The organism is Nocardia abscessus NBRC 100374 (genome assembly GCF_000308455.1).
Taxonomy (GTDB): domain Bacteria; phylum Actinomycetota; class Actinomycetes; order Mycobacteriales; family Mycobacteriaceae; genus Nocardia; species Nocardia abscessus.
Map to the genome: position 1 here is coordinate 24727 of NZ_BAFP01000001.1, position 11681 is coordinate 36407.

An 11681-nucleotide genomic window follows, 5' to 3' on the forward strand; every position below is an offset into this window, starting at 1 on the left:
CTTCGGCCGTGACGGAACGATTCTGTGGAACGTGATTCGGCAACAGTCGAGCAAGCGACCAGTGTCGTTCCGAAATCCGGCTCTTTGGGCGTCGAACAGGGAGTTTTGGCACGCCGGATCAATGGTCGGCCCACATGTGCTCCGGTGCCGGCAACCTTCCGTACAGGCTGGGGACAACTTGAACAAAACTGGGGACAAACCACCGGCCGCGGAGGGAGAGGGGCGATGAGCGATCAGCCCGCGGAGCCTGAATCCGCAGGCCCGGAGCCTGAATTGCGCGGGATCGATCTGGCTCGGCGTGCTCTGGAGGAGGCGCGCGCCGCGGCACGGGCGAGCGGCAAGGCGGTCGGGCAGGGGCGTTCGTCGCCTCAGCGCAGGCTGCGGGCCGGCGGTCGCAGGCGGACCGGATGGTCCGGCGCCGGCCCGGACGACCGTGATCCACAGCCGCTGTTCAAGCTGACGGGCTCCATCGCCAAGAATCGCGGGTGGTCGAACAAGGTGGCCGAGGGCATGGTGTTCGGCCGCTGGGCGGCAGTGGTCGGCGACGACATCGCCGCGCACGCCACACCGGTCACCTTGAAGGACGGCGTGTTGAGCATCGCCGCCGAGTCGACCGCCTGGGCGACCCAGTTGCGCATGCTGCAGGGCCAGATCCTCGCGAAGATCAACGCCGCCGTCGGCCAGGGCGTGGTGACCTCGTTGAAGATCTCCGGGCCTGCCGCGCCGAGCTGGCGCAAGGGCGAGCGTCATATCAAAGGTCGCGGACCGCGCGACACCTACGGATGACCACCCCGCGCAGTATCTGATACTTGGTGTTACGTTTACCTCCTGTCAGCGTTTCACGTGGAACGCTCGCCCGACGTCGCGCCCGGAACTCGCCCGCGTCGGATCGGAATCGTCCGAGCAGAAGGGGTTCGATGACCATCACCACGTCGGTCGGTCCATTTCCGGCGACCGCGACCCGGACCGTTAGCCGGGGCGACGTCGAACTCGCGGTCTTCGAATGCGGCAATCCCCAGGGGGTGCCGGTCCTGTTGATCCACGGGTGGCCCGATACCCATGTGCTGTGGAGCCGGGTGGCCGCCCTGCTCGGCGGCCGGTACCGCGTGATCGCCTTCGACAACCGGGGCGCGGGCGACAGTTCGACGCCGACCGCGGTCGAGGCCTACCGGATCGAGGAGCTCGCGGCCGATGTTCGCGCGGTCATCGACGCGGTGGCGCCCGGCGAACGAGTGCACGTCCTCGGACACGACTGGGGATCGGTGATCGGGTGGGAGGTGGTCGCCGCCGCAGAGGCCGCCTCGGCAATCGCGTCGTTCACCTCGGTGTCGGGTCCGAATCTGGACTTCCTCGGCGCCTACTTGCGCGGTCCTCTTACCGCGGCGCGGCTGCGCGGCGCGCTGGGCCAAGCCGTCGCTTCGGCCTATACCGTGGCGTTCCAGATCCCCAAGTTGCCGGATCCGGTGCTGCGGCTGTTGTCCGGCCGCTGGCCGCGCTTCCTCGCGTTCTTCGACGGCCTCGACCCCGCGCTGGTGGAGACGGCGCCGACGCTGCGCGCCGATATGATCAACAGTCTGAAGCTCTACCGTGCGAACATCCGCTCCCGCCTGCGCCATCCGCGCCCGCGTCCGATCGAGGTGCCCGTCCAGCTGATCGTCGCCACCGGCGACCGTGCCGTGCGGCCGGTGGTGAACGCCGAGGCCGACCGATGGGTCCCGCGTTTGTCCCGGGTGGAGATACCGGCGCGGCACTGGTCGCCGATCTCACACCCGGCGGAACTGGCGCGGCACACCGCCGCGTTCGTCGCTCGGATCGACGCCGGGCGTTGATCCGGGCCGACGACTCGCCACGCATCTCTCAGCCCACTTCTGATGGATCAAAAATGCCGCAAGGCTGATCCGAGTCGCCGAGATCCGTTTTCTCGCATCCACGGCGCTGTGAGGGGTGTCGTAGGTGGGCTGTAAGTTGGGTGTACCAGTAGGATGGTGACGTAACTAGCGGCGACACCTTCGGCGCGTTCCGCACAGTCCGCGCGTGGACCCTAATTCTCGAGCAGGTATATCGGGGCCTCACGCGCGCTGTCCGATCGCTCTATGCCGGGATCAGCAAGTAAGGAGAGCTACCGACCAGTGGCTGCCAAAGACTCCACCGCATCGGGTTCGACCAGAGCGACCGGGAAGCAGGACTACGGTGCCTCCTCCATTACGGTTCTCGAGGGGCTCGAGGCGGTTCGCAAGCGTCCGGGCATGTACATCGGCTCCACCGGTGAGCGTGGTCTGCACCACCTGATCTGGGAGGTCGTCGACAACTCCGTCGATGAGGCGATGGCCGGGTACGCGACGAAGGTCGAGGTCACCCTGCTGGCCGACGGCGGCGTCGAAGTGGTCGACGACGGTCGCGGCATCCCCGTGGCGATGCACGCCCAGGGCGTGCCGACCATCGAGGTCGTCATGACCCAGCTGCACGCGGGCGGCAAGTTCGACTCGGATTCCTACGCGGTGTCCGGTGGTCTGCACGGCGTCGGTATCTCCGTGGTCAACGCCCTGTCGAGTCGGCTGGAGGCCGAGATCGACCGCGACGGTTACCACTGGAGCCAGACCTACAAAGATTCCACCCCCGGCAAGCTGGTCCAGGGTGAGCCGACCAAGAAGACCGGTACGACCATCCGTTTCTGGGCGGACCCCGAGATCTTCGAGACCACCACCTACAACTTCGAGACGGTGGCCCGCAGGCTGCAGGAGATGGCATTCCTGAACAAGGGACTGACCATCAAGCTCACGGACGAACGCGTCAGCGACTCCGACGTCACCGACGAGGTGGTCAGCGAGACCGCCGAAGCGCCCAAGCACGCCGACGAGAGCGCCGCGCCCGCCGAGCACAAGGTGAAGACCCGGACCTACCACTATCCGGGCGGTCTGGAGGACTTCGTCCGCCACATCAACCGCACCAAGCAGGCGATCCACAACTCGGTCGTCGGGTTCACCGGCAAGGGCACCGGCCACGAACTCGAGGTGGCGATGCAGTGGAACTCCGGTTACTCCGAGTCGGTGCACACCTTCGCCAACACCATCAACACCCACGAGGGCGGCACGCACGAAGAGGGCTTCCGTGCGGCGTTGACCACGGTGGTCAACAAGTACGCGAAGGACAAGAAGCTCCTCAAGGAGAAGGACGGCAACCTCACCGGTGACGACATCCGTGAGGGCCTGGCCGCCATCGTGAGCGTCAAGGTCGGCGAGCCGCAGTTCGAGGGCCAGACGAAGACCAAGCTCGGCAACACCGAGGTGAAGTCGTTCGTGCAGCGCACCTGCAACGAACACCTCACCCACTGGTTCGAGGCCAACCCGGCTGACGCGAAGACCATCGTGAACAAGGCGGTGTCCTCGGCGCAGGCCCGCGTCGCCGCGCGCAAGGCCCGCGAACTGGTGCGGCGCAAGTCCGCCACCGACCTGGGCGGCCTGCCCGGCAAGCTGGCCGACTGCCGGTCCAAGGATCCGAGCAAGTCCGAGATCTACATCGTCGAGGGTGACTCCGCGGGCGGCTCGGCCAAGTCCGGCCGCGACTCGATGTACCAGGCGATCCTGCCGCTGCGCGGCAAGATCATCAATGTCGAGAAGGCGCGCATCGACAAGGTTCTCAAGAACAACGAGGTCCAGTCGATCATCACCGCGTTCGGCACGGGTATCCATGACGAGTTCGACATCGGCAAGCTGCGGTATCACAAGATCGTGCTGATGGCCGACGCCGACGTCGACGGCCAGCACATCTCGACGCTGCTGCTCACGCTGCTGTTCCGTTTCATGCGCCCGCTGGTGGAGCACGGGCACGTGTACCTGGCGCAGCCACCGCTCTACAAGCTCAAGTGGCAGCGCAGCGATCCGGAGTTCGCCTACTCCGATCGCGAGCGCGACGGTCTGCTCGAAGCGGGGCTCGCCGCGGGCAAGAAGATCAACAAGGACGACGGCGTGCAGCGCTACAAGGGCCTCGGTGAGATGAACGCCAAGGAGCTGTGGGAGACGACCATGGATCCCGCGGTGCGGGTGCTTCGTCAAGTGACGCTCGACGACGCGGCTGCTGCGGACGAACTGTTCTCGGTCCTGATGGGCGAGGACGTCGAGGCGCGTCGCAGCTTCATCACCCGCAATGCCAAGGACGTTCGCTTCCTCGACGTATAGGCCGGCGTGCCACTGCTGCACAGCCCCTATTGACGTCAGGCCCGGTAAGGAGACCGCATGACCGAGACCACGCTGCCCCCGAACGGCGGTGCGGGCGACCGTATCGAACCGGTCGATATTCAGAACGAGATGCAGAGCAGTTACATCGATTACGCGATGAGCGTGATCGTCGGCCGCGCGCTGCCCGATGTGCGCGACGGCCTCAAGCCGGTGCACCGGCGCGTGCTCTACGCGATGTACGACAACGGCTACCGCCCGGACCGCGGTTACGTGAAGTCCGCCCGCCCGGTCGCCGAGACCATGGGTAACTATCACCCGCACGGTGACGCGTCGATCTACGACACGCTGGTCCGCATGGCCCAACCGTGGTCGCTGCGTTATCCGCTCGTCGACGGGCAGGGCAACTTCGGTTCCCGCGGTAACGACGGCGCCGCCGCGATGCGGTACACCGAGTGCCGACTGACCCCGCTCGCGATGGAACTGCTGCGGGAAATCGACCATGAGACGGTCGATTTCACACCCAATTACGACGGCCGTTCCCAGGAACCCGTGGTGCTTCCGAGCCGGGTGCCCAACCTGCTGATGAACGGCAGCAACGGCATCGCGGTCGGCATGGCGACCAACATCCCGCCGCACAACCTGAACGAGCTCGCGGAGGCGATCTACTGGGCTCTGGACAACTACGACGCGGACGAGGAAGCCACGCTGGCGGCCTGCATGGAGCGCGTCAAGGGCCCGGACTTCCCCACGCACGGACTGATCGTCGGCGGTCAGGGCATCCACGACGCCTACACGACCGGTCGCGGCTCGATCCGGATGCGCGGCGTCGTCGAGATCGAAGAGGACAACCGGGGCCGGACGACGATTGTCATCACTGAGCTCCCGTACCAGGTCAACACCGACAACTTCATCAACTCGATCGCCGAGCAGGTGAAAGACGGCAAGATCGCGGGCATCTCCGACATCCACGACGAGTCCTCGGACCGCGTGGGCATGCGGATCGTGGTGACGGTGAAGCGCGATGCCGTCGCCAAGGTGGTGCTGAACAATCTCTACAAGCACACCCAGCTGCAAACGAGCTTCGGCGCGAACATGCTCTCGATCGTCGACGGTGTGCCGCGGACACTGCGGCTCGACCAGATGATCCGGTTCTACGTCGAGCACCAGTTGAACGTCATCGTCCGGCGGACCCGCTACTTGCTGCGCAAGGCGGAGGAACGGGCCCACATCCTGCGCGGTCTGGTCAAGGCGCTCGACGCGCTGGACGAGGTCATCGCACTGATCCGGCGGTCGGCCAACACCGACACCGCACGGCTCGGGCTGATGGAGCTGCTGGACATCGATGAGATCCAGGCGACGGCGATTCTCGACATGCAGCTGCGTCGCCTCTCCGCCCTGGAGCGGCAGAAGATCATCGACGAGCTGGCCAAAATCGAGGCCGAGATCGCCGACTTGAAAGACATCCTGGACAAGCCGGAGCGCCAGCGCGCCATCGTTCGTGACGAACTGGCCGAGATCGTCGACAAGTACGGCGACGACCGGCGGACCCGCATCATCGCGGCGGACGGCGACGTGGCCGACGAGGATCTGATCGCCCGCGAGGACGTGGTCGTCACGATCACCGAGACCGGCTACGCCAAGCGCACCAAGACCGATCTCTACCGCAGCCAGAAGCGCGGCGGCAAGGGCGTGCAGGGCGCGGGCCTCAAGCAGGACGACATCGTCAAGCACTTCTTCGTCACCTCGACGCACGACTGGCTGCTGTTCTTCACCAACAAGGGCCGGGTCTACCGCGCCAAGGCCTACGAACTGCCCGAGGCCAACCGCACCGCGCGCGGGCAGCATGTGGCGAACCTGCTGGCCTTCCAGCCGGACGAGAAGATCGCCCAGATCATCCAGATCAAGTCCTACGAAGACGCCCCGTATCTGGTGCTCGCCACCAAGAACGGCCTGGTGAAGAAGTCCAAGCTCACCGACTTCGACTCCAACCGCAGCGGCGGCATCGTCGCGGTGAATCTGCGCGACGAGGACGAGTTGGTCGGCGCCGTGCTCTGCTCGGCCTACGAAGACCTGCTCCTGGTTTCCGCGCTCGGACAGTCGATTCGCTTCTCGGCGACCGACGAGGCGTTGCGTCCGATGGGGCGCGCCACCTCCGGCGTGCAGGGCATGCGGTTCAACACCAGCGATGAACTGCTGTCCCTCAATGTGGTTCGCGACGGCACATATCTGCTGGTCGCGACGTCCGGCGGCTACGCGAAGCGGACCGCGATCGAGGAGTACACCGCGCAGGGCCGTGGCGGTAAAGGCGTATTGACCATCCAGTTCGACGCGAAACGTGGCACGCTGGTCGGGGCGCTCATCGTCGACGATGACGACGAGTTGTACGCGATCACCTCCGGGGGCGGCGTCATCCGGACGGCGGCGAAGCAGGTTCGTAAGGCTGGACGACAGACCAAGGGCGTGCGATTGATGAACCTCGCAGATGGCGATACCTTGCTTGCGATCGCGCGCAATGCCGACGAGCCCGATCCCGATCAGGTCCTCGGTGGCGGCGACACCGGCTCCTCCGAGAATTAATCCATCAGCGGCGGCAACGAACGGATCTAAGGATTCCCATTGACCACTCCGAATCAGCCGAATGACGAGCGGCACCAGACGAACGGTGTGACCGAGCGGATCGCACCGTCACCGATCCCGCCGCGGCCGATCCCACGGCCGGTCGCCTCGGCCGAGAACGGTCAGCCCGGCGGCGGCCAGCAAAGCGGCGGCCAGCCGGGCGGTCACCCTGGTGGCGGACAACCCGGCGGCCACCCCGGTGGCGGTCAGCCGGGTGGACACCCGGGCCAGCCGAACGGGCCGCAGTCCGGCGGGCATCCGGGTAACCAGCCCGGCGGCAACCAGCCGAACGCCCAGCCGCACGAGATTCGCGAGCAGCAGGGTGATTTCGCGCCGCAGCAGGGCGGGCCGAACCAGGCGCCCGATGGTGACGGCCAGGATCGTTTCGACCAGAAGACGGCGCGGATCAGCAACCAGGCTCCGCAGTCCGCGCCCGAGAGCGAGGACAAGCAGCCGGTCGGCGCGGCCGCCAACGGCGGACCGCAGTCGCCGTACCAGGACGGGTGGGCGCAGCTGCCGCAGCGGGAGCCGCAGTCCAATCTGTACCGTCCCGGTCAGGCGCCGGTCACCGGCCGCCCGAACTCGGGCGGCGGGGGCGGTCTCGGCGGCGGCACGTCCAACGCGCGCACCACCGCCGACTTGGCGGCCAAGGCGGCACGCAAGGAAGCTGCCATGGTGAAGTCGGTCGGTATCGACGGGCCCACCCGCAGCATCGCGAGACCGGAGCTGATCAAGGACATGCCGGACCTGTCCGAGATCCGGCATCCGCTGCCGCCGAGCGAAGCTCCCGGGAGCCCGCAGTCCGGGCCGGTCTCGCCCGCGGTTCCGGTCGCGGTGGCCGCCGCGGTCGCCGCCGGTGAGCCGCTGCGGGCCACGGTGCAGATCCGTCGTATCGACCCCTGGTCGACGCTGAAGATCTCGCTGGTGATCAGCGTGGCCATGTTCTTCGTGTGGATGCTGGCGGTCGGCCTGCTGTACATCGTGCTCGAGGGCATGGGCGTGTGGGAGCGGCTGAACAACACGTTCACCGACATGGTGTCCCAGGACAGCGGCTCGGTGGGGCTGATCGACGCCGGCACCGTCTTCGGCTACGCGGGCGTGATCGGCCTGATCAACGTCGTGCTGTTCACCGCGCTCGGCACCGTCGGCACCTTCATCTACAACCAGTGCTGCGATCTCGTCGGCGGCATCCAGGTCACCCTGGCCGACCCCGACTAGTACGGCGTTGCGAACGGCCGGTACTCCCACCAAGGGGGTACCGGCCGTTTCCGTTCGTGCCGTCCGACGATGTGGACCGGCACTTGCGGCCGCAAGCGAGGCTAAGTAGGGCTTCTACCAGCCGTTTTGGTTCAGTGGAGAGGTGTTGTGTAGTCTCTACACGTTGTTGTTCACCGCGAACGACACCAGGTACGGGCCTATAGCTCAGGCGGTTAGAGCGCTTCGCTGATAACGAAGAGGTCGGAGGTTCAAGTCCTCCTAGGCCCACCCATCCTCCTGATGTGGTCATCGACCATTCGAAAATTCTCTTCGATCCAGTGCTCAGAGCCCTTTGCGGAGCGCATCGGTTCGTCATCGGTCATGGTCTCGTGGCCGGAGCCGCCGCTTCCGGAGCAAGAGCTTCAGGGAAAACGGAAAGGGCGAGTGCTTCTCAGAAGCACTCGCCCTTTCCGTTTGTGGAGCCTAGGGGAATCGAACCCCTAACCCCTGCCTTGCAAAGGCAGTGCTCTGCCAATTGAGCTAAGGCCCCGGCACCGTTCGTCACGGCTTGCGTGTACAGACGCCTCCAAAACGGTACCTTCTCGCCGTTGACATGGTCAAAACGGCTGGATGCGGCGGCGGGGCCAGGGCCGCATTCGGGCGATGTCGGCTGTGCGGGCCGGGATCGCCGCCTATGGTGGTCGCAGCGTCATGATCCGGTTTCTCGATGTGTCGTTGGTTGCTCGATGAGAGGACCCGCATGTCTCGGTATCTGTTCGCCCTCGGCCGTCAGGTCGCTCAGCTGCGCTGGTGGGTGCTGGCCGTGTGGCTGCTGCTGCTCGCCTGCGCGATCGTGTTCGCGGCGGCGAGCGGTGGCAAGACCACCGACAACTTCACCATTCCGAACACCGAGTCGCAGGATGCGGTTTCGCTGCTGAAGCAGCGGATGCCCGCCTACAGCGGCGCCCAGATGCAGGTGGTCTTCGCCACTCCCGGCATGGCGAAGGTGACCGACCCGCAGCCGAGCGATCGAATCCAGCAGGTCATGGCGGGTTTGCGCGGGTTGCCCCAGGTTGCCACGGTGGTCGACCCATTCGAGGCTCGAGCGATCGCACCCGATCAGCGGGTCGCGCTGGGCAGTGTGCAGTTCTCGGTCCCGGTGGGGGAGGTCACCGAGGAGACGTTGGACGAGGTCGACCGCGTCGCCGTACCAGCGCGCGAGGCAGGTCTCGAAGTGGAGTTCTCCGGAGCCGTCTACCCCGGCTTCACCGCCGAAGTGCCCGAAACACCGGAACTCCTCGGCATCGCCGCGGCATTCGTCATCCTGCTGATCACGTTCGGGGCGGTGGTGGCCGCGGGCCTACCCATCGTCACGGCGTTGGTCGGCGTGGCGATCGGTCTGACCGGAATCCTCGGCATAGCGGCGTTCGTCGACGTGCCTGCGGCAGCGACCTCACTGGCATTGATGCTGGGATTGTCGTGCGGGATCGACTACGCGCTGTTCATCCTGTCCCGGCACCGGCACAACATCGTGCTGGGTCTTCCCGCGGAGGAGTCGATACCGCTGGCGGTCGGCACGGCGGGAAGCTCGGTCGTGTTCGCCGCGGTGACCGTGATCATCGCGCTGTGCGGTCTGGCGGTGGCCGGTATTCCGTTCCTGACGGTCATGGGTCTGACGGCGGCGGGCGCGGTGCTGGTGGCGATGCTGGTGGCGCTGACCTTGCTGCCCGCGCTGCTCGGATTCGCCGGTGGCACGGTCGCCCGCTTCATCTCGCCACCGCTGCATCCGGGACGCCCGGAAGAGGTGGCGCGGATCGCGGCGTACGAGCCGGAGCGCACCATGGGGCACACCTGGGGCCGGTTCGTCACGCGCTACCGGGTGCCGCTGCTCGTACTCGGCGTCGCGGCGCTCGTCGTCTTGGCGGTGCCGGCGACGCGGATACAGCTCGGGTTGCCCAGTGGGGAGTCGCAACCGGAGTCGAGTACCGCTCACAAGGCCTACGACCTGGTCAGCCGCTCGTTCGGTCCCGGCTTCAACGGCCCCCTGTTGATGGTGACCGATCTGTCCCGGGCCACCGGGCCGGACGCCGCGCAGACGCTGATAGACCGGCTGCGCGCCGAACCCGACGTCGCCGCGGTGCAGCCGGCGGGCAGCGGGGATCGTTTGGTGCTCATCCAGGTCGTGCCCAAGACCGGGCCGGACGACGAAGCGACGGCGGAACTGGTCACCCGGCTGCGCGACAACCGCGACCGCCTCGAGGCGAACACCGGGGCCGCCTTTCTGATCGGCGGTACGACGGCCGCGAATATCGACACCTCCGACCGGCTGGCCGCCGCGCTACCGATCTTCCTGCTGGTGGTGGTCGGCCTGGCGCTGGTGCTCCTGACGATCGCCTTCCGCACCGTGCTGGTGCCGTTGTCCTCCATCGTCGGCTTCATTCTGTCGGTCTTCGCGGCGCTCGGCGTCCAAGTCGCGGTGTTCCAATGGGGTTGGGGAGCGAACTTCTTCGATGTGACCGCTGCGCAGACGCTGAGCTTTCTGCCGATCATCATTCTCGCGATCATCTTCGGGCTCTCCAGCGACTACCAGATCTTCGTCGTCTCCCGGATCAAGGAGGAATACAGCCGCACGGGGGACGCGAACGGGTCGGTGCGGAACGGAGTCGCGCATTCGGCCCGGGTGGTGAGCGCGGCGGCGCTGATCATGTTCGCCGTTTTCGTGGCCTTCACCTGGGTGGACAATCCGGTCGTCAAGCCACTGGCGTTCACGCTGGCGGTCGGCGTCGTCCTCGACGCTTTCGTGGTGCGCCTGACTTTGATTCCGGCCGTCATGGCGCTGGTCGGTGAGCGGATGTGGTACCACCCGCGCTGGTTCGGGCGTTATGTCCCTGATCTCGATATCGAGGGGGCCGAACTGGAGAAGGAGTTCACCCCGAGCACCGTCGGCAGCGCGGCCGGTTGATGTCACCGCGCCCGATCAGGCGGCGTCGCCCGGCACGCCGTCGAGGGAAGGCAGGGGAAGCGAGCAGATCTCGCGCGCCTCGTCGGCGGGGACGCCGAACATCCGTAGCAGGTCCTCGGTGACCTGATCGGTGGCGGCCGCGTCGTCACGGTCGGGGTGGTCGTGGAGCAACTGGCCGAGGCACAGCGCTGCCCCGGCCACGATCGTCATCGACAGTTCCGCGTCGCGCGTCTGGAACCGGCCTGTACGGGCGGCGGCCTCGATATCGCGACGAGCCCGAGGTGCGAGACCTTTCTCGGAGGCGGTGAGCGTCAGCCCGTTGTTGAGCAGCACCTTGCTCAGCGTGGGGATTCTCCGGTGCATACGGCCGGTGAGCCGGAAGCTCTGCGCGAAGACGTGGGCCGGGTCGTCGATGTCCGCGCAGAGGCGGTCGAGTACCGCGCCGTGCTGATCGAGCGCCTCCTCGACAGCGGCCTGTAGGAGTTCTTCGCGGCTTTGGAAGTGGTTGTAGAACGATCCCATGCCGACGTCGGCGGCCTGCGTGATCTCCAGGATCGGCGCGTTCGCTTTCCCGGTGGCGATGAACGACTGGGCCGCGGACACGAGGGCTGCGCGGGTACGGGCCTTGCGGCGCTGCAAGCGGTTGGGCTCCGCCCCGGTGTGCGCTGTCATGCCCGCTCCTTTCCCTGTCGGTGCCTCGACCATGGTAGCGCCGCAACTCAGTTATGACG

7 protein-coding genes and 2 tRNA genes are annotated in these 11681 nt (G+C 66.5%); 7 read left to right on the plus strand and 2 right to left on the minus strand.

Features of this window, described 5'->3' with window-relative positions:
* The first annotated feature begins 225 nt into the window (after positions 1 to 225).
* From ON19_RS00095 to ON19_RS00120, 6 genes are all read left to right on the plus strand, one after another.
* On the plus strand, positions 226 to 786 hold the full coding sequence (locus ON19_RS00095; protein WP_043684369.1) for a DUF721 family protein: 561 nt from the start codon (positions 226 to 228) through the stop codon (positions 784 to 786).
* A 131-nt stretch (positions 787 to 917) separates the two neighbouring features.
* Positions 918 to 1829 (plus strand): alpha/beta fold hydrolase, encoded by a 912-nt coding sequence (locus ON19_RS00100; protein WP_043684371.1) that lies wholly within the window; start codon positions 918 to 920, stop codon positions 1827 to 1829.
* A 300-nt stretch (positions 1830 to 2129) separates the two neighbouring features.
* Positions 2130 to 4175: a DNA topoisomerase (ATP-hydrolyzing) subunit B gene (gene gyrB, locus ON19_RS00105; RefSeq protein WP_043684374.1), complete on the plus strand. Its 2046-nt coding sequence runs from the start codon at positions 2130 to 2132 to the stop codon at positions 4173 to 4175.
* 57 nt (positions 4176 to 4232) lie between these two features.
* A complete protein-coding gene (gene gyrA, locus ON19_RS00110) occupies positions 4233 to 6752 on the plus strand; it encodes a DNA gyrase subunit A (protein ID WP_043684377.1) in 2520 nt (839 codons plus the stop codon).
* Between the two features lie 39 nt (positions 6753 to 6791).
* Positions 6792 to 8009: a DUF3566 domain-containing protein gene (locus ON19_RS00115; protein ID WP_043684381.1), complete on the plus strand. Its 1218-nt coding sequence runs from the start codon at positions 6792 to 6794 to the stop codon at positions 8007 to 8009.
* Positions 8010 to 8202: 193 nt separating this feature from the next.
* Positions 8203 to 8276: transfer RNA gene (locus ON19_RS00120), tRNA-Ile, on the plus strand.
* Between the two features lie 189 nt (positions 8277 to 8465).
* On the opposite strand, the gene ON19_RS00125 is transcribed toward ON19_RS00120, so the two are convergent.
* Positions 8466 to 8538 (minus strand) — tRNA-Ala (locus ON19_RS00125).
* Positions 8539 to 8748: 210 nt separating this feature from the next.
* On the opposite strand from ON19_RS00125, the gene ON19_RS00130 reads away from it, so the two are divergent.
* A complete protein-coding gene (locus tag ON19_RS00130) occupies positions 8749 to 10950 on the plus strand; it encodes an MMPL family transporter (protein ID WP_043684388.1) in 2202 nt (733 codons plus the stop codon).
* A 15-nt stretch (positions 10951 to 10965) separates the two neighbouring features.
* Here ON19_RS00130 and ON19_RS00135 read toward each other — a convergent pair whose 3' ends face one another.
* Positions 10966 to 11622, minus strand: coding sequence for a TetR/AcrR family transcriptional regulator (locus ON19_RS00135; RefSeq protein WP_043684393.1), 657 nt, complete (start codon positions 11620 to 11622; stop codon positions 10966 to 10968).
* Between the last annotated feature and the right edge of the window lie 59 nt (positions 11623 to 11681).

Coding starts and splice junctions, on each gene's coding strand:
- ON19_RS00095 (WP_043684369.1), top strand. CDS start 226: ATGAGCGATCAGCCCGCGGAGCCTGAATCCGCAGGCCCGGAGCCTGAA.
- ON19_RS00100 (WP_043684371.1), top strand. CDS start 918: ATGACCATCACCACGTCGGTCGGTCCATTTCCGGCGACCGCGACCCGG.
- gyrA (WP_043684377.1), top strand. CDS start 4,233: ATGACCGAGACCACGCTGCCCCCGAACGGCGGTGCGGGCGACCGTATC.
- ON19_RS00130 (WP_043684388.1), top strand. CDS start 8,749: ATGTCTCGGTATCTGTTCGCCCTCGGCCGTCAGGTCGCTCAGCTGCGC.
- ON19_RS00135 (WP_043684393.1), bottom strand. CDS start 11,622: ATGACAGCGCACACCGGGGCGGAGCCCAACCGCTTGCAGCGCCGCAAG.